The sequence below is a fragment of the Lentzea sokolovensis genome, assembly GCF_033949975.1.
In the GTDB taxonomy this organism is placed as follows: Bacteria; Actinomycetota; Actinomycetes; order Mycobacteriales; family Pseudonocardiaceae; genus Lentzea; species Lentzea sokolovensis.
Window position 1 is genome coordinate 94,132 of record NZ_JAXAVU010000019.1, and the last position, 21,320, is coordinate 115,451.

Below are 21,320 nucleotides of genomic sequence, written 5' to 3' on the forward strand. Positions count from 1 at the left end.
ATGACTCATCGCCCGTACACGCCGTGGCTGTTCCTGGCTCCAGGACTGGCCGTCTGCCTGCTGTTCGTCATCTTCCCGTTCCTGAACATGATCGTGCTCGCGTTCACGGACGCGAGCGCGCTCGGCGGCGGCCAGTTCACCGGTGTGGACAACTTCGTGCGGATGTTCGGGGACCCGAAGTTCTGGGCGGCGGCGCGCAACAGCCTGCTCTACATGGTGGGCGTCGTCCCGCCGCTGGTGCTGTTGCCGCTGCTGATCGCGATGCTCGCGCAGAAGATCGTGCCGGGCATCGGGATCTTCCGGACGGCGTTCTTCACACCGGTGATCGCGTCCACGGTCGTGGTCGGGCTCATCTGGACGTGGCTGCTCGACAGTCGCGGCCTGGTGAACAGCGTGGTAGAGGCGTTGGGCGGCAACAGGATCCCGTTCCTGACCGACTCGACGCTGCTGCTGATCAGTTCGATGGTGGTGACGGTCTGGCGCGGCCTGGGCTACTACATGGTGATCTACCTGGCCGCGCTCGCGAACGTGCCGAAGGACCTGCACGAGGCCGCGATGGTCGACGGCGCGGGACCGGTCAGGAGGTTCTGGTCGGTCACCGTGCCGAGTCTGCGGCCGACGATGGTGCTCGTCGCGGCGCTGAGCGCGGTCAACGGGTTCCGCGTGTTCTCCGAGATCTACCTGCTGTCGGGCGGATCCGGTGGTCCGGGCGGGGCGAGCACCACGCTGGTGATGCTCATCCAGTCCGTCGGCCGCGGTCTGACCGGCGAGGTCGGGTACGCCTCGGCGCTGAGCGTGGTGCTGTTCGTGATCCTGCTGGGTCTGCTGCTGATCACCCTGAAGCTCAACCGGCGGGAGGATCAGCTGTGAGGCGCGCCCACGTCTATCTGGCACTGCGTTATCTCGGGCTGCTGAGCATCCTCGCGATCAGCATCGGGCCGTTCCTGTGGCAGTTCGCCACGAGCATCAAGGGTCCCGGCGAGGACGTGTTCGTCCCCGACTTCATCCCGGACGACCCGACCTTCGGCAACTACGCGGCCGTGGCCGAGGTGGTGCCGGTCTGGACGTTCGCGCTCAACTCGCTCGGGGTCGCGAGCGTCAACGTCATCACGAACTGCCTCGGTGCGGCGATGGCCGGCTACGCGTTGGCACGGCTGAAGTTCCGGGGCCGCAGGTTCGCCGCGGTGATCTTCGCCAGCAGCATCCTGGTGCCGTTCGAGGCGATCATGATCTCGCTGTTCCTGGTGATGCGCGGGTTCGGTCTCACCAACACCCTCACCGGCGTCGTGCTGCCCGGCGCGATCGCCGCCCTCAACGTCCTGTTGCTGCGCAACGCGTTCCTCGCACTGCCCGCCGAGGTCGAGGAGGCCGCGGTCATCGACGGCGCCAACGCCTGGCAGCGCTTCACCCGGCTCGGGTTGCCGTCGGTGAAGGGCACGCTGGTCGTGGTGGCGCTGTTCTCGTTCATGTTCAGCTGGGACGACTTCCTGTGGCCGCTCATCGTGCTGAGCGACCAGGAGAAGTACACGCTCACCATCGGCCTGGCGTACCTCCAGGGCACGTTCGTGCAGAACCAGCGGCTGGTGGCGGCGGGCACGATCATCGCCGTCGTGCCGCTGATCCTGTTGTTCCTGTTGTTGCAGAAGCACTTCTTCCGCGGAGTGGGAGAAGGCGCGATCAAGGGATGATCAATTGCGTTTCGGCGTGAACTACACCCCTTCCCAAGGCTGGTTTCACCACTGGCTCGACTTCTCCCTCGACGACGTGAAGGCCGACTTCGAGTCCATCGCGGCTCTCGGCCTCGACCACGTGCGGGTCTTCCCGCTGTGGCCGGTGTTCCAGCCCAACCGCGGGTTGGTCCGTCCCCAGGCCGTCGAGCAGCTCTCGCAGATGCTCGGCGCCGCCCGCGAGACAGGTCTCGACGTCCAGGTCGACGTCCTGCAGGGGCATCTGTCGAGCTTCGACTTCTATCCGTCGTGGGTGCAGACCTGGCACCGCCGCAACATCTTCACCGACCCGGACGTCATCAGCGGGCAGAAGTTCTACGTCCGCACGCTCGCCGAGGCGCTGCGGGACAAGCCGAACTTCCTCGGCTTCACCCTGGGCAACGAGGTCAACCTGCTCACCGAGTCGAACCCGTGCTCGCCCGAGCAGGCCGGCGAGTGGATCGACGCGCTGCTCGACGAGTGCGAGAAGGCCGCTCCGGGCCACCTGCACGTCCACTCCGAGTACGACGCCGTCTGGTACGAGAGCGAGCACGCGTTCCTGCCGGAGCACGCAGCGAACAAGGGTGCGATGACGACCGTGCACTCGTGGGTCTTCAACGGCACCGCGCAGCGCTACGGATCGCTCAGTCCGGAGAGCGTCCACCACGCCGAGTACCTGATCGAGCTGGCGAAGGCGCACGCCGAGGATCCGCAACGGCCTGTGTGGCTGCAGGAGGTCGGCGCCGCCCAGCCCGAGATCACCGCCGAGCAGGCGCCGGAGTTCGCTGAGCAAACGCTTGCGAACGCACTGACCTGCTCGAATCTGTGGGGCGTCACGTGGTGGTGCTCGCACGACGTCGACCGTGCGTTGGTGGACTTCCCCGAACGCGAGTACGAGTTGGGGTTGTTGACGACGGAACGCGAGGTCAAGCCGCTCGGCGAGGCGATCGCCCGGATCGTGCGCGAGGCAGCGCACGTGCCGGCTGAGCGCACGCCGATCAAGCTGCACGGCGACCGGCCCTCGTGGGGTCCGGGCGGTGCTTTCTTCGACGAGTGGATGGGCCTCGCGCGGGACGGCGTGCGGGCCTCGATCGAACTGGGGTGACCACGTGCACGACGAACGCGAGCTGCTGGAAGAACGACTCAACCGCACGCTGAAGGAACGCATCCGCCCGGCCGTCTACGGTGAGACCGCGCCGCTGGACCTCGCCGTCTGGACCGTGCCGGACGAGCCCGTGCCGGTCGAAGAGGCCCTGGAAGCCACCTACTCGCCCGCGAACGTCGGCGACGCCTGGGGCGCGCCGTGGAGCACGAGCTGGTTCCGGCTGACCGGCAGCGTCCCGGAGGCGTGGCGGGGCAAGCAGGTCGAGGTCGTGCTGGACCTCGGCTTCACCCACCCCGGCCCCGGCTTCCAGTCCGAGGGCCTCGCGTACACGGCTGACGGCGTGCCCATCAAGGGCATCGAGCCGCGCAACACCTACCTGCCCGTCGACGGCTCTGAGGTGCTGTTCTACCTGGAGGCCGCGGGCAACCCGACGATCCTCGACTTCCACCCGTTCCTGCCGACCGCGCTGGGCGACAAGGCGACCGCGGGCACCGAGCCGTTGTACAAGATCCTCAAGGCCGAGCTCGCGGTGTTCCAGCCGCAGGTGTGGCACCTGATGCTGGACATCGAGGTGCTGCAGTCGCTGATGAAGGAGCTGCCGGACCACGACCCGCGCCGGCACAAGGTCCTGCACGCGCTGGACCGGGCGATGGACGCGCTGGACCTCAACGAGGTGGCCGCCACCGCCGACCTCGCGCGGGCGGAGCTGGCCGGCGTGCTGGCGTTGCCCGCCAACGCCTCCGCGCACAAGGTTTCCGCGATCGGCCACGCGCACATCGACTCCGCCTGGCTGTGGCCGTTGCGCGAGACGGTCCGCAAGTGCGCGCGCACGTTCTCGAACGTCACCAAGCTGATGGACGAGTACCCGGACTTCTACTTCGCGTGCTCGCAGGCCCAGCAGTACGAGTGGATGAAGGACCACCACCCGCACGTGTGGGACCGCGTCCGCGAGAAGGTCCGGAGTGGACAGTTCGTGCCGGTCGGCGGCATGTGGGTCGAGTCGGACACGAACATGCCCGGCGGCGAGGCGATGGCCCGTCAGCTCGTGCACGGCAAGCGGTTCTTCCTGGACAACTTCGGCGTCGAGACCGAGGAGGTCTGGCTGCCGGACTCGTTCGGCTACAGCGCGGCACTGCCCCAGCTGATCAAGCTGTCGGGCTCGCGCTGGTTCCTCACCCAGAAGCTGTCGTGGAACCAGATCAACAAGTTCCCGCACCACACGTTCTGGTGGGAGGGCATCGACGGCACGCGGATCTTCACGCACTTCCCGCCCGTCGACACCTACAACTCGTCGCTTTCAGGCGAGGAGCTGGCACGGGCGTCACGCCAGTTCGCCGAGCACGCCAAGGCGTCGCGGTCCCTGGTCCCGTTCGGCTACGGCGACGGCGGTGGTGGCCCCACCCGCGAGATGATGGAGACCGCGCACCGCGTCGCGGACCTCGAAGGCTCGCCGACCGTCCGCGTGGAGCCGCCGCGCGAGTTCTTCCAGGCCGCGCAGAACGAGTACCCGGACGCGCCGGTGTGGGCGGGCGAGCTGTACCTGGAGAAGCACCGCGCCACCTACACCACGCAGGCCAAGACCAAGCAGGGCAACCGCCGCAGCGAACACCTGCTGCGCGAGGCCGAGCACTGGTCCGTCGCGGCCGCCCTGGCAGGCGCCGACTACCCGTACGACGAGCTCGACCGGTTGTGGAAGACCGTGCTGCTGCACCAGTTCCACGACATCCTGCCGGGCAGCTCGATCGCCTGGGTGCACCGCGAGGCCGAGGCCACCTACGCCCGCGTGGCATCCGAGCTCAAGGCGCTGACGGCCCGGGCCATCGACGCGCTGAAGGGCGACGGCGACGACGAGCTGACGTTCGACGTGCTCGGCGGAGGCGCGCCAAGGCCGTTCGTGGCACCGGCTGACGGCGTGCTGGACAACGGCCGGCTGCGCGTCACGATCGACACCGAGGGCATCGTCACGTCCGTTCTGGACCTCGAGGAAGACCGCGAAGTCCTGCCACCGCACGGTTTCGCGGGCATGCCACAGCTGCACCGCGACAACCCGAACCAGTGGGACGCCTGGGACATCGACCCGTTCTACCGCAACTGGAAGGCCGACCTGATCCCGTCCGAGCGCGTCGACGCCTCCGACGGCGTCGTGGTGCGGGCGAAGTTCGGCGACTCCGTACTCACCCAGAGCATCCGGCTGCGCGAGGGAGCCAAGCAGGTCGACTTCGACACCGAGGTCGACTGGCAGGAGCGGGAGAAGCTGCTCAAGATCGCGTTCCCGCTCGACCTGCGCGCCGAGGTCTCCACGGCGGAGACCCAGTTCGGCCACCTGCACCGTCCGGTGCACACGAACACCTCGTGGGAGGCGGCGAAGTTCGAGATCTGCGCCCACCGCTACCTGCATGTGGGCGAACCCGGCTACGGCGTCGCGGTGGTCAACGACTCGACCTACGGCCACGAGGTCACCCGCACCACCCGAGAAGACGGCGGAACCACCACGACCGTGCGCCTGTCCCTGCTGCGCGCACCGAGGTTCCCCGACCCCGAGACCGACCAGGGCGAGCACCGCTTCCGCTACGCCCTCGTGGTCGGTGCGGGCATCCCGGAGGCCATCGACGCCGGGTACCGCATCAACCTGCCGCCGCAGGCCGTCCGCGGGTCGAACGCACCGGAGGAGTTGGTGCGCACGGACAACCCCGCGGTCAGGGTCGAGGCCGTGAAACTGGCCGACGACCGGTCGGGCGACGTGATCGTCCGGCTCTACGAGGCGCACGGCAGCCGTGCCCGCGCCTCGATCAGCACCTCCTTCGCCCACACGGCGATCCAGGAGACCGACCTGCTCGAACGACCCCTGGCCGACGCGTCGGCAGAGGTGGTGCTGCGCCCGTTCCAAGTGATCACCCTGCGAATCACGAGGTAACGCATGAAGAAGCTGTTCCTGGCCCTGCTGCTGGTGGCGCTCGCCGCGCCACCGGCCCAGGCGGCCGCCCAGAAGCGCACCGTCGTCTACTACCAGACCCAGTACAGCAACGGCGCGACCGGAACCTACGTCTCGCCCAAGCCCCTGCTCGACCGCAACACCGGCGTCACGGACGTCCTCGTGGCCGCGATCCACCTCAACGACAACAGGATCGTGCATCTCAACGACCACCCGCCGTCGCACTCGCGCTACACCCAGATGTGGAAGGACCTCGCCGCGATGCAGGCCCGCGGCGTCAACGTGATCGGCATGGTGGGCGGCGCCGCGCCCGGCTCGTTCACCAGGCTGGACACCCAGTTCGACACCTACTACCCGTTGCTGCGCGACACGATCCGCACCTACAAGCTCAACGGCGTCGACCTCGACGTGGAGGAGCGCATGTCGATCGCGGGCATCCGGCGCGTGATCGACCAGCTCAAGACCGACTTCGGCGCGAACTTCATCGTCACGCTGTCACCGGTGGCGAGCGCGCTCTGGGGCGGCGGCAACCTGTCCGGCTTCAACTACGAGGAGCTGTACCGCAGCCACGGCTCGAAGATCGCGTGGTTCAACGGCCAGTTCTACAACGGCTGGGGCAACGCGGGCAGCACCGCGAACTACGACCAGATCATCAACCGGCGGCTGATCCCGGCGAACAAGGTCGTGCTCGGCGTGCTCACCAACTCGGCCAACGGAGGGTCGGGCTACGTGAGCATGACGACGCTCGGCAACACCGTGCGGTCGCTGAAGACCAAGTACACGAACTTCGGTGGTGTCGCGGGCTGGGAGTACTTCAACTCGCTGCCCGGCGGCACCGCGGCGCCGTGGCAGTGGGCGGCGGACGTGACGGCCATGCAGAAGTAGACCGAACGGCGCGGTCGGGCGAGGTGGGCGAGAAGCACCTCGCCCGTCGCGGCGGCCGAGGACTCTGCCGTGCGAGTCCCTAATCGAAGCGGAAGGTGGCTGTCTCCAGGTCGTCGAGCATCCACTGCCTCCGCACGAGTGGTGCGCCGGTCTCTCTGCGCAGCAGGGGAAGCCGGCGCACCATCTCTTCGAGCAGCACGCGTTTCTCCAGCCGCGCGAGTCCGGCGCCCAGGCAGTGGTGGGGCCCGTGCCCGAACGTCATGATCCGAGTCTTCCGCCGGATGTCGAACGTGTCCGGGTCGGCGTAACGCTCCGGGTCGCGGTTGGCCGCGCTGAGCCAGCCGCTGATCCACTGTCCCGCCCTGATCTCCTGTCCGCCGATCGTGACGTCCCGCATCACCTGCCGGCGCGGGCCCGGGAAGACCGGGTACCAGCGCATCGTCTCCTCGATCGCCCCCGGGATCAGCGACGGGTCCTCGCGCAGCTCGTCCCAGCAGCCGAACTCGGTCAGGAACAGCACGGCGTTCGGGATGGTCGCCGCGGTCGTGTCCACACCGGCGCCGAGCAGCATCGCGCAGTAGCCGATGAGGTCCCAGTCCGACATCGGCCTGCCGTCGACGAGGTAGCCGGTGGCCTGCACGGCGAGCAGTTCGGCGATCAGCCCGTCGCCCGGCTTCGCGCGCTGGCGCTCGAGTTCGGCGGCGAAGAACTCCGCCATCTCGGCCTGCGGCGGCACGGTGTTGGTGGTGGCGTCGTCCTCGAACCGCCGTTCCTGCCACTCGGTCATCCGCTCCTCAGCGCTCAGGTCGAGGCCGAGCAGGTGGCAGATCACCCTGGCGGGCAACGGCTTGCCGATCGCGGTGACCACGTCGAAGCCGCCGGGGTCGAGGCCGTCGACCAGCTCGACGGTGATGGCGCGGATCAGCGTCTCGAGCCGGGACATCACCCGCGGGCTGAACGGGTCTGCGACCGCGGCCCTCAGGTCGCGATGACGTTGCCCGTCCGCGGCCCACATGCCGCTCAGGAGCGGGTTGGCGAGCGGCCTGGACTCGTCGGTGAGGCCGTAGTTCGACGAGAAGCACTCGACGTCGGAGAGCACGCGCTGGACGTCGGCGAGGGAGAAGACGTTCCAGGAACCCAGCTGCTCGTCGTAGTGGACCTCGGTGGTGGGATCGAAGAACTTCGCAGGTCGCGTGGGTAAGTGGGCGACAGTCATGCCCTCGATCGTGGCCCCTTACCCAGGCTGCGGGGATCCGCTGATCCGGCTATCCGAGTGCGGCGTAAGGGGTCGTACGCCGATGCCTTAGGTGATCGTCCGATGTAAGGGGTCACCCCTCAGGAGCAATCTCATCGTTGTCAGCAAGCGAGAGAAACGCACTGAGGAGTGAGTCAGATGGAGTGGACGCCCGAGGCGATCAAGGCGGAGATGGACTACCGGCAGGCAGCCCTGCGGGAGGACGCCCGCCGCGTCCAGGAGTACTACCGCAACGGCGGGAAGCCGCGGTCGTGGTGGCACCGCATGACACACCGGCACGAGCCTGAGGTACCCAACGGTCACCAGGCCGCCTGATGCCGGGGGTAGCCGTGGGGGTGTGGTTCCTCTCGTCCAGGAACCACACCCCCACGGCTCTTTTCACGTTCTGACTAGGCCTTGGGCAGCCACGCCTTGACCTTGTCGGCGTTGGCGTCCGCCCACTTCTTGGCGGCGTCCTCGGGCTTCATCTTGTCCTCGGCGATGTACTTCGCGACCGTGTTCTGGTCCTCGTTGGTCCACTTGAAGTTCTTGACCAGCTGGAAGGCCGGGCCGTTGGCGTCGGCGAACTTCTTGGACACGAGCTTGTCGAGGTCGTAGTCCGGGTAGTCGCAGGCGACCTTCTCGGCGTCGGCGTCACAGCCCGCCTTGTACTCGGGCAGCTTCACCTTCTCGAGCTTGATCTCGTTGAGCAGCCACTGCGGCGAGTAGAAGTAGCCGATGACCCACTTCTTGTCCTTCTCCGCCTGGCGGAAGGCCTGGATCAGCGCGGTCTCGCTGCCGCCGTAGACGACCTTGTAGTTGAGGTTCAGGTTCTTCACCAGAGCCTCGTCGTTGGTCACGAACGACGGGTCGCCGTCGAGCAGCTGGCCCTTGTCGCCGGACTCGGACGTCTTGAACTGGTCGGCGTACTTGTTGAGGTTGTTCCAGTCGAGGATGTCGGGGTGCTCCTTGGCGAGCCACGGCGGCACGTACCAGCCGATCTGGCCCTTCACACCCGTGGAACCCGCGCTGACGGCGGTCTTCTGCTCGTCGATGTACTTCTTGCGCAGGTCGTCGTGGCCCCAGTTCTCGACGACGGCGTCGACCTCACCGGTGCCGAAGCCCTGCCAGGCCACCTCTTCCTTGAGCTCCTTCTTGGTGACCTTGCACTTGAGTTCCTTCTCGGCCACGTACGCGAGAACGGCCGCGTTCGCCTCGTAACCGACCCACGGGTTGATCGCGAGGTTGAACGTGCCGCAGTCGCCGGTCGCACCCGAGGAGGTGTCACCGACCTTGGCGCCACCGCAACCAGCAAGGGCGAGTGCTCCTACGAGCACTGCTCCCAGCACGCTGTGCCTAGCCACTTTCCAGACCTCCTAGTTGGTCCACCGCTTGGCGGCCGCCTGCGTGAGGCGGTCGAGCATCACGCCCAGCACGACGATCGCGACACCGGCCGCGAGCCCCTTGCCGTACAACTGGCCTTGCGAGAATCCGGCCACCACGTCGTAGCCGAGCGCGCCGGCGCCGACGAGACCGCCGACGACGACCATCGAGAGCACGTAGATCAGGCCCTGGTTGGCGGCGAGGGTCAACGCCCCGCGCGCCATGGGCAGCTGCACCTTCACGATCGTCTGCCACGAGCTCGACCCGAGTGCCGTGGACGCCTCGACGGTCGCGGCCGACACCGCGCGGATGCCGTCCGCGATGATCTTGATCGCCACCGGCGCCGCGAACACCACGGCCGCGATGATCGCGGTGAAGCGGGACGCGGAGAACAACGCCAGGAAGGGCACCAGGTAGACGAAAGCGGGCATCACCTGCGCCGCGTCGAGGATCGGCCGGATGAACCGGTCGGCCCGCCTGCTGCGTCCCATCCAGACACCGACGACGATTCCCAGCAGCATCACCAGGATCGTGGCGACCAGGGTGGACGCCAGCGTGATCATCGAGTCCTGCCACAGGCCCGTCGCGATCAGCGCCGCGATGCACACGGCGGAGACGATCGCCGGTCGCACGCCGCCGATCATGAACGACAGCGCCACGATCACCAGCGCCACCAGGAACCACGGCGACTCGGCCAGCAACGCCTGCAGCGGGTTGATCAACGCGAACGTGACGAAGTCCTTGAAGCCGTCCGTGATCACCGGCAGCGAGTCCTGCGCCCACTCCGTCACGGCGGTCGCGCCCTTGCGGATCGCGCTGCCGATCTCCACGTCCGACTGGAACTCCGCCGCCCACAGGTAGGTGTAGGAGAGGTAGACGCAGACGCCCGTGACACCGAGGCCGCCGAACAACGCCCAGCGCGGGAGCTTGCGGCGCTCGCTCGCGGCGGCCGTCGTCACGCGGTCCAGCACGATCGCCAGCACCACGATCGCGAGGCCCGCGTTGAACGCGGTGCCGACGTCGAGGGTCTGCAACGCCTTCACGACCGTCTTGCCGAGACCCGGCGCGTCGATCAGCGCGGCGATCGTGACCATGGACAGCGCGGCCATGATCGTCTGGTTGACGCCGAGCACGATGGTCTTGCGCGCGGACGGCAGCAGCACCTTCACCAGCGTCTGCTTCTGCGTCGCGCCAAGGGACTCGCTCGCCTCGACGGTGGTGCGCGGCACCGAGCGGATGGCGTGCGCGGTGATCCGGATCGCCGGCGGCGCGGCGTAGATCAGCGTCGCGATCGTCGCACTCGCCGGACCGATCAGGAAGAACAACGTCAGCGGCGCCAGGTAGACGAACGTCGGCATCGTCTGCATGAAGTCGAGCACCGGCGTCAGGATCCGGTGTGCCCGATCGGACAGTCCCGCCCAGATTCCCAGCGGGATGCCGATGAGCAACGAGATCACGACCGCGGCGAGCGTCAGGGAGAGCGTGTCCATGCTCTCCTGCCACAGGCCCTGCAGGCCGAGGAACACGAACCCCGCGACGGCGAGCAGCGCGACCCGCCAGCCGGCGACCGCGAGGCTGACGAAGCCGGCGATCGCGACCACGCCGAGCCAGCCGATCACCGGCACGGGCCGGCCGAACGACGGTTGCGCGATCAGGGCCTGGATGAAGGTCACGAACTCGTCGATGACGAGCCGGATCTCGTTGAAGAAGTACAGGAACACGGGGTTCGAGTTCCTGGACGCGCCGACGGCGTCGTTGACGTCGTTGACCCACCGGTGCAGCGGGGTGAGGTCGGCGGCGCCGAGCGACAGCGTCCCGACGTTGCGGAACACCAGCCACAGCACCAGCCAGGCCAGCACGATGCCGGCGAAGATCAACGGTTTGCGCGGTAGTTGCCTTGGGGCGGCGACGGCAACCATGTTCACGCCTCCCCGGCCACGACCCCGAGGATCTCCTCGTCCGCGACCACACCGAGCAGTTCGCCGTCCCGCACGACCTTCACCGGCTTGTTGGCGCCGAGGACGCTGCGCACGGCCTCGCGCACAACGGTTTCCGGCGACAGTTCAGGCCCGTCGAGCTCGTCGTCGGGACGCGGCGGGCGCATGATCCACTTCAGCGTCAGCACGTGCGCCTTGGGCACGTCCCGCACGAAGTCGCGCACGTAGTCGTCCGCGGGCGCGCCGACCAGCTCGTCACCGGTGCCGACCTGCACGACCTTGCCGTCGCGCATGATCAGGATGCGGTCGCCCAGCTTGAGCGCCTCGCTCAGGTCGTGGGTGATGAACACCATCGTCTTGCCGACCTCGCGGTGCAGCCTGATGACCTCGGACTGCATGTCGCGCCGGATCAACGGGTCGAGCGCGGAGAACGGTTCGTCGAAGAACAGGACGTCCGGGTCGCCCGCGAGTGCGCGTGCGAGACCGACGCGTTGCTGCATGCCGCCGGAGAGCTGATCCGGATAGGACTTCTCGTTGCCGGACAGTCCGACCAGGTCGATCACTTCCTGCGAACGCTCCGCACGTTTCGCCCGCGGTACCCCGCGGATTTCCAGCCCGTAACCGACGTTGTCGGCGACTGTCCGATGAGGAAGCAGACCGAAGTGCTGGAACACCATGGAGAACTTGTTCCTGCGCAGGTCACGCAAACGCTTGGGGTCCGCTTCGAGAATGTTCTCGCCCTCGAACATGATCGTGCCCGCGGTCGGTTCCACCAGCCGCGTGAGACAGCGGACCAGTGTGGACTTTCCCGATCCAGAAAGGCCCATGACCACGAACATCTCACCGGGAGCGACGTCGAAGTCAACTCCCCGTACTGCGGCAACGGAACCGGTGCGGTCCATCAGCTCCTGCCGCGACAACGCTTTGAGCTCGTCCGAGGCCACCACTTGAGATGCCTTGGGGCCAAACACCTTCCACAGGTCCCTGACCGAAATCACGGGATCCACGCCAAACCACTCCGACCTGTTGCGGACTGCGCACACCGTTTCTCGATGCGCGACAGCATTGACCTTCGCACGGGTACGGTCAAGGGCTGATACATATCTGATCCTTTGTGGACAACCAATCATCCCATGACTTGACGCAGTCTGATCGATCGGGAAAAGCTGAACTGAGCGGTCTCCTGCATCGCTCTTCCCCCCGACGAGGAGCTGTTCGTGCAAGCCCCCAGAATCGCTCTGGCAATGACGTTCGTGTTGACAATTGCCGGTTGTGGCGGTGGATCAACGGCGTCACCCCGCTCCAGTTCGGCAGCACCGACAGAGCCCTGCGACTCCGTCACCATCGCGGTCAACCCGTGGGTCGGCTACGAGGCGAACGCGGCCGTGGTCGCGTACCTCGCCGAGAAGCGGCTCGGCTGCAAGGTGACGAAGAAGGAAGTCGACGAGCAGACGGCCTGGCAGGGCCTCGACTCCGGCGAGATCGACGTGATCCTGGAGAACTGGGGTCACGAGGACCTGAAGCAGAAGTACATCGAGGAGAAGCGCAGCGCCGTGCGGGTGGGCCCGACCGGCAACAAGGGCGTGATCGGCTGGTACGTGCCGCCGTGGATGAAGAAAGAGTTCCCGGACATCACGAACTGGCAGAACCTCAACAAGTACGCGGAGAAGTTCAAGACCCCGCTGTCCGACGGCAAGGGCCAGGTGCTCGACGGCGACCCGTCGTTCGTGACGAACGACGAGGCCCTGGTGAAGAACCTGAACCTCAACTACAAGGTCGTCTACGCGGGCAGCGAGCAGGCGTCGATCAAGGCGTTCCGCCAGGCGGAGGAGAAGAAGACGCCGTTGATCGGCTACTTCTTCGAGCCGCAGTGGCTGCACCTCGACATCGAGCTGGTGAAGATCGAGCTGCCCGAGTACAAGGCGGGCTGTGACGCGGACGCGGCCCAGGTCGCCTGCGACTACCCGCGTTACGAGCTCGACAAGATCGCCGCCAAGAAGTTCATGGACAAGGGCGGCCCCGCGGCCCGGCTGATCCAGAACTTCCAGTGGAGCAACGACGAGCAGGACACGGTCGCGTCGTTCATCGCGAAGTACAAGATGTCGCCCGACGAAGCGGCGAAGCGGTGGGTCGAGGCGAACCCGGACCGGGTCGAGGACTGGCTGACGAAGGCCAAACCGTAACTATCGTTCTGGTTTGGCTGGCGTCAACTCCTGCCCCGCGACCACCACTTCTCGTCGGGGCCGGAGATGTCCTCGACGCTGAGCCTGCGCACGGACCCCGCTCGTCTGAGCCGGGCCACCAGCTGATCCTGTCGTTGCGCGAGCCGGCGGTAGATCTCCACGGCGGAGGTCTCCTGCCGGCTCCGTCGTTCGTCCTGGGCGCGTCTTTCGACGGTCCGCCAGTTTCCGAGGAACTCGAGTGTGAGATCGGCGACGGCCTGCCCGCCGTGCGCGGTCAGCGTGTCGGCGGGCGAGGCGAACCGTCCCGCGTGGAACGCCAGATTCCTGGTGACGTAGAGCCACTCCAGCAGCGCGGCGGCGGTGTCCTCCTGTTCGCGCAGCCAGCCGGCGAGGACCTTCGAGTCCGCGAGCCGGTCGCGCCAGAGTTCCGCGAGGTCCTGCACGAGTCCGCCCTCGCTCTCGGCGAGCGCGGTGATGGCCTTCTGGGCCGCGTCGAGCCGTGCGTCCGGGCGGTTGTGGCCGATCAGCACCTCCAACCAGGCGTCCACCGACTTCAGGTGGTGCTTCACGCCGGTGGTCGGCACCTGCTCGTCGAGCGGTTTGCGCAGCTCGGTGTCGTGGTTGGTGACCACGACGTGCAGGCTGATGAGGTGCTGCCGCAACATCTGCAGCGCACAGGCCTTGGCCAGCCATGCGATCTTGCTCGGATCCAGCCCCGTCGCCTCCAGCGCACTCCACGCGAGCCCGGCGCTCGCCATCGGCGCGTCGACCTGCCGCGCCAGGTTCGCCACCCGCATCGCGCTGCGCAGTTCGGCCGGCCAGTACGCGGTGAGCGGATAGGCGTTGCCGACCGTGCGCTGGTGCTCGGTGCCGCGGGTGACCCGCCCGCCCGGCGCGCTGACCTGCCAGACCGGCGCGATGGTCAGTTCGGTGAGCCGCTCCCCCGCCGCGTACTGGTCGAGCACCTCGCTGAGAATCCGGCGGGCCCTCAGGGCGGCCGTGTGCACGTCCGCGGCCTCGACCGGCACCCGTACCAGCACCGACGACCCGGTGACGGCGTCCTTCAGGAAGTCGTCCTTCGGCAACCTGTTGCGGTGCAAGGGCTCCTGCCGCGCATCGGGCAGCAGCTCGTCCAGGTGCCGGAGCACTCGCGCGCCCCTCACCACGAGCGCGACGACGTGCCGTTGTTCCCGGGGCCACAGCACTCCGGCCAGATCACCGGGCTTCTTGAGCCACCGCAGCAGGTCCGTGCGGAGCTGCCTGCCGTCCCGCCCGTGCATCGCCACGACGACGGCGATCTCGGCGATCATCCTGGTGCGCAACGGAAGCCCGACGCCGTTCCACAGTGGAGCGATCCACCCCTTCACGGCCTTCTCCAGCGCTTGCGGTTCGAGTTTCGCAGCGGCGGTGGCCGTCACCTGAGGATCGAGCCGCTGCCCGTCCGCCGCGATGGCCGCGTCCACGCCCTTCAGAACCTTGCGTGCTTCGGCGAGTTCCTCGGCGCCGCCGTGGGCGTACGCGGGCCTCGCCGCGTCCATGCACGCCAGCGATGTGGTGATGATGCGGCGCAACAGGTTCCACCGCGGCTGGTCCTCAGTCGCGTGACTCTCCAGGGCAGTCCGGGCGCGCGTGACGGCGAGAACGGCGCTGTTGAGGCCCGCGACGTGCTCGCCGAGGTGCGCGTCGGGGTCCAGTGCGCGCAGCACGCCCTGCAGCAACGCCCGCTGCCCGCGGTCGAGCCCGGCGTGGTCGAACGCCTGCCGCAGCCGGTCGTCGAGGTACTGGTAGCGCACGTGACGCACCATAGAGGGCATGGACAACCGGAAAGCGGTCTTCGCGGGCATCGACGGCCAGGCACTGGCGGGCCGGCTCGAACTGCCCGCCGGCGACGTCGTGGCCACCGCCGTGTTCGCGCACTGCTTCACCTGCGGCAAGGACTCGGTGGCGGCCACCCGGATCTCCCGCCGGCTCGCCGAACGCGGCGTGGCGGTGCTGCGGTTCGACTTCACCGGGCTCGGCCAGTCCGACGGCGACTTCGCCAACACCACGTTCACGTCCAACGTCGACGACCTCGTGTGCGCGGCCAACCACCTCCGCGACACCATCGGCGCCCCGAGTGTCCTCATCGGACACTCACTGGGCGGCGCGGCCGTGCTGGCCGCGGCCCGTCAGGTGCCGGAGGTCAAGGCCGTCGTGACGATCGGCGCGCCCGCCGACACCACCCACGTCGAACACCTGCTCGGCCCGTCCAAGGAGAAGATCGAGGCGCACGGCGTCGCCGAGGTGCTGCTCGCCGGACGGCCGTTCCGGATCAGCCACGACTTCTTGCTCGACATCAACCAGCAGAACCAGACCGCGTGCATCGCCGGCCTCGACCGCGCGCTGCTCGTCATGCACTCCCCGCAGGACGACACGGTGGGCGTGGACAACGCCAGGCTGATCTTCGACTCGGCCCGCCACCCCAAGTCGTTCGTCTCGCTGGACGGCGCCGACCACCTGCTGACCGACCGCGCGGACGCCGCGTACGTGGCGGAGGTGCTCGCCGCCTGGGCAAGCCGCTACCTGGTGAAATGAGCCAAAAGCCCTCGGCGAGGTTCCTTCGCCGAGGGCGTTCGACAACCGATCGGGGCGACAGGATTTGAACCTGCGACCCCCCGCTCCCAAAGCGGGTGCGCTACCAAGCTGCGCCACGCCCCGGTTGTACCTATCTTACCGCCACCCGCTAAGGTATTGATCGCAGCCCCTGAACGGGGCGGCACGCGGGCGTAGCTCAATGGTAGAGCCCTAGTCTTCCAAACTAGCTACGCGGGTTCGATTCCCGTCGCCCGCTCTGACGAAGGGCCGAGTGCATCAGCACTCGGCCCTTTCTCGTGATCCAGGTCACGCTGATGCGACACCGATCTGCGTGCGGCGGTGCTTCGGGTCGTCGATCTCGTCCACCACGGCCACGGCGAAGTCCTCGTAGGTCAGCTCGTCCGCCGGATCGACCTCGCTCAGGCGGTACCGGCCCGTGGGCGTGCCTCCGAAGTTGCCGGACGGGCTCATGACCAGCCAGTCCGCCTCGGATTCGGCCAGCACCTCGACGCCCGCCGCGTGGCCCAGGCAGAACGGCTTGTGCTCGTCCGGGAAGTCCGGACCGTCGACGACCCGCACGCCCGGTGAGGTCTCCAGCAACGTGTAGATGCCGACCACGATGATCCGGCCCGCACCGGACGCCACGAGCGCGCTTGCGGCCTCGCGGTAGAACTCCGCCGCGTCGCGCGAGAGGTCGGCCACCGAACTCACCGCGACGTCATGACCTGCCGCCACCTCGGCCGCGGCCTGCACGCCGGGGTCGCGCCCGATCCTGGTCACCTCGTGGCCGCGAGCCTCCGCGACGGCCGCGATCTCCTTGCCCGCCTTACCGGCCGCTCCGAACACAACGATCTTCGCCATGAGCGCGAAGGTAGGGTGCGGATGTCCGGTTTCCGCAACGATATCGGGGGTGAGCAGGTGGAATGCACGCATGGGGACCTGCCGTACCGCATCGGTGACAAGTGGACCGCGCACGTGCTGCGGGCGTTGCAGGACGTGCGGCGGCGGTTCACCGAACTCCGCTCCGAGCTGCCGGGCGTGACGCCCAAGGTGCTCATCGAGACGTTGCGGGCGATGGAGCGCGACGGCACGGTGGCGCGCGAGGCGTTCGACGAGAATCCGCCGCGGGTCGAGTACGAGCTGACGGCGCAGGGCCGCAAGGTGCTCGGACTGCTCGACCTGTGTTGCGACTGGGCCCGAGAGAATCTGGTGAAGACGTGAGGCTGCAGCAGATCGTCGTCGACAGCAACGACCCGTCCCGGCTCGTCCGGTTCTGGGCCGAGCTTCTCGGCGGCGAGCCGGTGAACCGCGAGCACGGGTGGGCGCACGTCGAACCACCTGGTGGAGTGCGGATGTCGTTCCAGCCGGTGCCGGAGCGCAAGGACGTGAAGAACCGGCTGCACCTCGACTTCGAGGTGGACGACATCGAGGCGGCGGTCGTGAAGGCGGTCAGTCTGGGCGGCACCCGTGAAGGTGTGGTCGTCACGGACGAGCAGGGCAGCTTCCAGGTCATGCGCGACCTTGAAGGGAACGAGTTCTGCTTCGTCCACTGAGGAACTACTGCACCGCCCGCCAGAGCGCCTCACCGAAGCGGATCGCGAGGATCAAAAGCAGCACACCGAGCGCGAAACTGATGAGGCACCGCACGACGATCATCAGTTTGGTGCCCTTCACCCCGCCATGATTCAACGTCGGCGGGCATGAACGACAGAGTCCATCGGTACCAATACGATGCGGGCGTGACCGACTGCCTGTTCTGCCGAATCGTCGCGGGCGAGATCCCGGCGACCCTGGTGACGGAGACCGACACGACGCTCGCGTTCCGCGACATCGACCCCAAGGCGCCCACGCACGTCCTGGTGATCCCCAAGGAGCACCACGCGGCGATCGGTGACGTCGACCCGGTGCTCGCGGGGCAGATCCTCGCCACCGCGCACCAGGTCGCGAAGGCCGAGGGCATCGACGAGTCCGGTTACCGGCTCGTCTTCAACACCGGCAGGGACGGCGGCCAGACCGTCTTCCACGTGCACTGCCACGTCCTCGGCGGACGTGGTCTCACCTGGCCTCCGGGATAGCCATCTCTCGGACGAACTGAGCGTCGACCGGGTCGCCGTGGCCGGGCACGACGATCCGCGGGTCCAGTTCGAGCATCAGATCGAGGACGTGGCGCCAGTTCGCCGGCGTCGCGTCCGGGCCGGCCTGAGCGGGAGCGCCCTGTTCCACCAGGTCGCCCGCGAACACGACGCCGGCGTCCGGCACGTGCACGATCACGTCGTGCGAGCTGTGCGCGGGGCCGAAGTGGTGCAGGTCGACCCGGCGGCCGCCGACGTCGAGCGTGACGGTGTCGCGGAACGTGTGCGTGGGCGCGATGAGCGTGCCTTCGAACGGGTCGTCGTAGTGCTTGGCGCGGTCGGCGAGGAGCTCGTCGTCGATGACGCAGTCCTCGTGCGCCCACACCTCGCACGGCAGGAACGCCTCGGTGGCCATCACGTGGTCGAAGTGGTTGTGCGTGAACACGATCCGCGACGGCCTCACCTGGCGCGCGAGTGCCGGGTCCATGCCGGAGTCGACGAGAAGCGAATCACCTGATCCGGTGATGAGGCCGAGCGTGAGGTCCAGCTCGGTGTGCCGGAGGACGAAGATCCCGTCCGCGATCTCGATCACCGCAGCACCCCCTCGACCAGCACGGGCACGGCGTCGCTCACGCCGATCCGGACGGCCAGGTCCACGTCCGCGGCGTGACCGTTCTCGATCAGCTCGCGGCCGGAGCCGCACTCCCGCACGGCGGTCTCGACGTCGGTGTTGCGGAACGCCGTGGCCGCGAGCTGCGCCTCGGGAGAGGCCTTGCCCTCCAGCGCCGCGAGCACCGCGCCCGCACCCAGGTAGTCCTCGACGCACGGCCGCAGCGGTCCGAACTCGCGCGGACCCGCGTTGAGGATGTCGAGCCCCCACCGCTCGCCGCCGGGGATCACGCCGATGGTCTCCCCCAGCTCCTGAGCGCGCCTGGCCACCGCCGAGGCGTTGCGCAGGCAGGCCGCGAGGACGTGGGCGCCGGTCTCGGCGGCGAGGAAGCACAGGTTCGACCCGTTCGGCGACGGCAGCTCGACCAGTCCGGTCGTCTCGACGAGTGATGCTGGTCGCAGCGTCTTGCCCGACGCCGGCTTCCACCGGGACGGCCGCACCTGGCCGCCGTTGCCCACGACCAGGTCGACGGACGTCGTGAACGACAGCACGTCGACGACTACCAGCACGTCACAGTCCCGCAGAGCGCCTACGCCCTCGGGCCCCCATTCCAGCTTCAGCTGGTACCCCTCCTGGCTGAACACACCCCCCAGCGTGTCAGACTCCGTGACGTGCGCGTTTATCTGGCAGCAGACCACGCTGGCTTCGAACTGAAGTCCCACCTGTCCACGGCTCTCACCGAGCAGGGCTACGAGGTCGTCGACGTCGGCGCCCACGAGTACGACGCGTTGGACGACTACGTGTCGTTCTGCGTCGACGCCGCGGAGAAGGTCGTCGCGGACCCCGGCAGCCTCGGCGTCGTGATCGGCGGCTCCGGCAACGGCGAGCAGATCGCCGCGAACAAGGTGAAGGGCGCCCGCGCCGCGTTGGCGTGGAACGTCGACACCGCGCAGCTCGCCCGCCAGCACAACGACGCTCTCCTGGTCGGCATCGGTGCTCGTCAGCACACGGCCGAGGAAGCGACCGAGATCGTGTCGGCGTTCCTCAAGACGCCGTTCTCGGGCGAGCCGCGGCACCAGCGCCGCATCGACCAGGTCAGCGCCTACGAGAACAAGCGTGCCTGAGGGCCACACGCTGCACCGCCTCGCGCGGCTGCACCAGCGCCGGTACGCGGGCAGGCCCGTGACCGTCACCAGTCCGCAGGGACGCTTCGCGGCGTCCCTTGTGGACGGACGCAAGCTCGTTCGTGCCGAGGCGCACGGGAAGCACCTGTTCCACGTCTACGGCCCGGACGCGATCGTCCACGTCCACCTCGGCCTGTACGGCACTTTCACCGAGTCACCGCTGCCGGTCCTGCTTCCCGTGGGCCAGGTCCGGATGCGGATGGCCGGCGAGACGCACTGGACGGACCTGCGCGGCCCGACGGCGTGCGAGGTGCTGAACAAGGACGAGGTCAAGCTCATCCGCGAGCGCCTCGGGCCCGACCCGTTGCGGCGCGACGCGGACCCCGACCGCGCCTACGAGCGGATCATCCGGTCGAAGCAGTCGCTGGCCGTGCTGCTGATGGACCAGAAGATCCTCGCGGGCGTCGGCAACGTCTACCGCGCCGAGGTGCTGTTCCGGCACAACGTGAACCCGCTGCTGGTCGGCAACAAGGTCAGCCGTGAACTGTGGGACGCGATCTGGGCGGACCTGGTCGTGCTGATGAAGGACGGCGTGAAGGTCGGTCAGATCAACACCGTCCGTGCCGAGCACATGCCCCGTGCCATGGGCCGCGCACCACGCGTGGATCGGCACGGCGGTGAGGTGTACGTCTACCGCCGTGCCGGGGAGCCGTGCCTGATCTGCGGCACCGAGGTCCTGACCACGGAACTGGCGGCGCGCAACCTCTTCTGGTGCCCCGCCTGCCAGCCCTGACGGGCTAGAAGTCGAAGCCGCCCATGTCGCCGAAGTCGAACCCACCGGCGTCGCCCGCGTCGGCGACACCGCCCATGTCACCCATGTCTCCCATGCCGGCGTCGCCCATCCCCATGTCGCCCATGCCGTAGTCGCCGACTCCGTGCATGCCGGAGAACATGGCGTCCATCAGCAGGAACGTGCCCACGCCCCATGCGCCGGCCACGAGTGCGGGCTTCCACCACGGCTCGGAGTACCAGCCACGCGGCACCGGACGTCCGGCGACCATGCCACCGGGGTAGTAGTAGGGAGTGCCCGAACCGGACTGCGGCGACGCGGCGTACTGGTGTCCCTCGACGGCGACCTGACGGTCCTCGCTGACGGCACCCGCCTGCTTCTGACCCGCGCTCTCGGGCAGCGCGGGACCGGGGTCCATGCCCATGGCCTCACGCGCGGCGCGCACGTAGTGCAGGCCTTCCATCGCGGTCTCGGTGACCAGCCGTGCCTGCGGGATCGTGCGGGCCTGCTCCATCTGCGAGCCGGCCGCGGTGAAGCGCTCGGACGCGTCCGCCATCGCCTGCGTCGACGCGGCGTTGCTGCCGGTGAGGCTCATCACCTGCCCGCCCAGCCGCTCGACCCAGCGGCGTGCTTCCGCCTTGGCGTCGTCGAGCTCCCGCGCTTTGCGCGCGTTGCTCTGGCTGACCAGGTAGAACACCCCTGCGATCAGCAGTACCAGCACAACAATCCACACCACGGCGGCCACGGCTTTACCTCCCACACCAGGTGAACCGTCAACGAGCGAC

The 21,320-nt window shown here is 68.0% G+C and carries 22 protein-coding genes and 2 tRNA genes; 14 read left to right on the top strand and 10 right to left on the bottom strand.

Annotation, left to right across the window (positions count from 1 at the left end):
• The 5 genes from SK854_RS47070 to SK854_RS47090 are packed head-to-tail and all read left to right on the top strand — an operon-like array spanning position 1 to position 6,628.
• Entirely contained in the window at positions 1–870 is an 870-nt protein-coding gene (locus tag SK854_RS47070) for a carbohydrate ABC transporter permease (RefSeq protein ID WP_319981721.1), read from the top strand.
• Entirely contained in the window at positions 867–1,688 is an 822-nt protein-coding gene (locus SK854_RS47075; protein WP_319981722.1) for a carbohydrate ABC transporter permease, read from the top strand. The genes SK854_RS47070 and SK854_RS47075 overlap by 4 nt, the downstream gene beginning before the upstream one ends.
• A gap of 16 nt (positions 1,689–1,704) precedes the next feature.
• The gene (locus SK854_RS47080) at positions 1,705–2,811 is read left to right on the top strand and encodes a glycoside hydrolase 5 family protein (RefSeq protein WP_319981723.1); all 1,107 of its coding nucleotides are present in this window, start codon (positions 1,705–1,707) and stop codon (positions 2,809–2,811) included.
• A 4-nt stretch (positions 2,812–2,815) separates the two neighbouring features.
• The gene (locus SK854_RS47085; protein WP_319981724.1) at positions 2,816–5,725 is read left to right on the top strand and encodes an alpha-mannosidase; all 2,910 of its coding nucleotides are present in this window, start codon (positions 2,816–2,818) and stop codon (positions 5,723–5,725) included.
• A gap of 3 nt (positions 5,726–5,728) precedes the next feature.
• Positions 5,729–6,628, top strand: coding sequence for a glycoside hydrolase family 18 protein (locus tag SK854_RS47090; RefSeq protein WP_319981725.1), 900 nt, complete (start codon positions 5,729–5,731; stop codon positions 6,626–6,628).
• 79 nt (positions 6,629–6,707) lie between these two features.
• On the opposite strand, the gene SK854_RS47095 is transcribed toward SK854_RS47090, so the two are convergent.
• Positions 6,708–7,844: a cytochrome P450 gene (locus tag SK854_RS47095; protein WP_319981726.1), complete on the bottom strand. Its 1,137-nt coding sequence runs from the start codon at positions 7,842–7,844 to the stop codon at positions 6,708–6,710.
• Positions 7,845–8,021: 177 nt separating this feature from the next.
• On the opposite strand from SK854_RS47095, the gene SK854_RS47100 reads away from it, so the two are divergent.
• Positions 8,022–8,198 carry a hypothetical protein gene (locus SK854_RS47100; RefSeq protein ID WP_319981727.1) on the top strand — a complete coding sequence of 59 codons (177 nt, stop codon included), beginning with the start codon at positions 8,022–8,024 and terminating at the stop codon, positions 8,196–8,198.
• A gap of 74 nt (positions 8,199–8,272) precedes the next feature.
• Here the strand turns inward: SK854_RS47100 and SK854_RS47105 are convergent, their stop codons facing one another.
• The 3 genes from SK854_RS47105 to SK854_RS47115 are packed head-to-tail and all read right to left on the bottom strand — an operon-like array spanning position 8,273 to position 12,129.
• Positions 8,273–9,226, bottom strand: coding sequence for an ABC transporter substrate-binding protein (locus tag SK854_RS47105; protein ID WP_319981728.1), 954 nt, complete (start codon positions 9,224–9,226; stop codon positions 8,273–8,275).
• Positions 9,227–9,238: 12 nt separating this feature from the next.
• Entirely contained in the window at positions 9,239–11,164 is a 1,926-nt protein-coding gene (locus tag SK854_RS47110; RefSeq protein ID WP_319981861.1) for an ABC transporter permease, read from the bottom strand.
• Positions 11,165–11,166: 2 nt separating this feature from the next.
• Positions 11,167–12,129 (bottom strand): quaternary amine ABC transporter ATP-binding protein, encoded by a 963-nt coding sequence (locus tag SK854_RS47115; protein WP_319981729.1) that lies wholly within the window; start codon positions 12,127–12,129, stop codon positions 11,167–11,169.
• Between the two features lie 270 nt (positions 12,130–12,399).
• Here SK854_RS47115 and SK854_RS47120 point away from each other — a divergent pair, with 270 nt between their 5' ends.
• On the top strand, positions 12,400–13,365 hold the full coding sequence (locus tag SK854_RS47120) for an ABC transporter substrate-binding protein (protein WP_319981730.1): 966 nt from the start codon (positions 12,400–12,402) through the stop codon (positions 13,363–13,365).
• A 23-nt stretch (positions 13,366–13,388) separates the two neighbouring features.
• Here the strand turns inward: SK854_RS47120 and SK854_RS47125 are convergent, their stop codons facing one another.
• Positions 13,389–15,158, bottom strand: coding sequence for a hypothetical protein (locus tag SK854_RS47125; RefSeq protein ID WP_319981731.1), 1,770 nt, complete (start codon positions 15,156–15,158; stop codon positions 13,389–13,391).
• 19 nt (positions 15,159–15,177) lie between these two features.
• Between SK854_RS47125 and SK854_RS47130 the strand changes: the two genes are divergently transcribed.
• The gene (locus tag SK854_RS47130; RefSeq protein ID WP_319981732.1) at positions 15,178–15,939 is read left to right on the top strand and encodes an alpha/beta hydrolase family protein; all 762 of its coding nucleotides are present in this window, start codon (positions 15,178–15,180) and stop codon (positions 15,937–15,939) included.
• Positions 15,940–15,988: 49 nt separating this feature from the next.
• Here the strand turns inward: SK854_RS47130 and SK854_RS47135 are convergent.
• Positions 15,989–16,062: transfer RNA gene (locus SK854_RS47135), tRNA-Pro, on the bottom strand.
• A gap of 62 nt (positions 16,063–16,124) precedes the next feature.
• Between SK854_RS47135 and SK854_RS47140 the strand changes: the two genes are divergently transcribed.
• Positions 16,125–16,195: transfer RNA gene (locus SK854_RS47140), tRNA-Gly, on the top strand.
• 50 nt (positions 16,196–16,245) lie between these two features.
• Here the strand turns inward: SK854_RS47140 and SK854_RS47145 are convergent.
• Entirely contained in the window at positions 16,246–16,800 is a 555-nt protein-coding gene (locus tag SK854_RS47145; RefSeq protein ID WP_319981733.1) for an NAD(P)-dependent oxidoreductase, read from the bottom strand.
• Between the two features lie 57 nt (positions 16,801–16,857).
• Here SK854_RS47145 and SK854_RS47150 point away from each other — a divergent pair, with 57 nt between their 5' ends.
• From SK854_RS47150 to SK854_RS47160, 3 genes are all read left to right on the top strand, one after another.
• Positions 16,858–17,160, top strand: a complete 303-nt coding sequence (locus tag SK854_RS47150; RefSeq protein WP_319981734.1) for a winged helix-turn-helix transcriptional regulator — start codon at positions 16,858–16,860, stop codon at positions 17,158–17,160.
• The gene (locus SK854_RS47155) at positions 17,157–17,492 is read left to right on the top strand and encodes a VOC family protein (RefSeq protein WP_319981735.1); all 336 of its coding nucleotides are present in this window, start codon (positions 17,157–17,159) and stop codon (positions 17,490–17,492) included. Before SK854_RS47150 ends, SK854_RS47155 begins: the two co-directional genes overlap by 4 nt.
• A gap of 147 nt (positions 17,493–17,639) precedes the next feature.
• Positions 17,640–18,014 carry a histidine triad nucleotide-binding protein gene (locus SK854_RS47160; RefSeq protein WP_319981736.1) on the top strand — a complete coding sequence of 125 codons (375 nt, stop codon included), beginning with the start codon at positions 17,640–17,642 and terminating at the stop codon, positions 18,012–18,014.
• On the opposite strand, the gene SK854_RS47165 is transcribed toward SK854_RS47160, so the two are convergent.
• Together SK854_RS47165 and SK854_RS47170 are read right to left on the bottom strand one after the other, a co-directional pair.
• Complete coding sequence (locus SK854_RS47165) at positions 17,995–18,603, bottom strand: MBL fold metallo-hydrolase (protein WP_319981737.1); 609 nt, start codon at positions 18,601–18,603, stop codon at positions 17,995–17,997. The two genes, SK854_RS47160 and SK854_RS47165, sit on opposite strands and share 20 nt — an antisense overlap.
• On the bottom strand, positions 18,600–19,265 hold the full coding sequence (locus SK854_RS47170) for a 2-phosphosulfolactate phosphatase (protein WP_319981738.1): 666 nt from the start codon (positions 19,263–19,265) through the stop codon (positions 18,600–18,602). Before SK854_RS47170 ends, SK854_RS47165 begins: the two co-directional genes overlap by 4 nt.
• Positions 19,266–19,292: 27 nt before the next feature.
• On the opposite strand from SK854_RS47170, the gene SK854_RS47175 reads away from it, so the two are divergent.
• Positions 19,293–19,745: a ribose-5-phosphate isomerase gene (locus tag SK854_RS47175; protein ID WP_319981739.1), complete on the top strand. Its 453-nt coding sequence runs from the start codon at positions 19,293–19,295 to the stop codon at positions 19,743–19,745.
• Positions 19,738–20,538 (top strand): Fpg/Nei family DNA glycosylase, encoded by an 801-nt coding sequence (locus tag SK854_RS47180; protein ID WP_319981740.1) that lies wholly within the window; start codon positions 19,738–19,740, stop codon positions 20,536–20,538. Before SK854_RS47175 ends, SK854_RS47180 begins: the two co-directional genes overlap by 8 nt.
• Positions 20,539–20,542: 4 nt before the next feature.
• Here the strand turns inward: SK854_RS47180 and SK854_RS47185 are convergent, their stop codons facing one another.
• Entirely contained in the window at positions 20,543–21,280 is a 738-nt protein-coding gene (locus SK854_RS47185) for a hypothetical protein (RefSeq protein WP_319981741.1), read from the bottom strand.
• Positions 21,281–21,320: the final 40 nt, after the last annotated feature.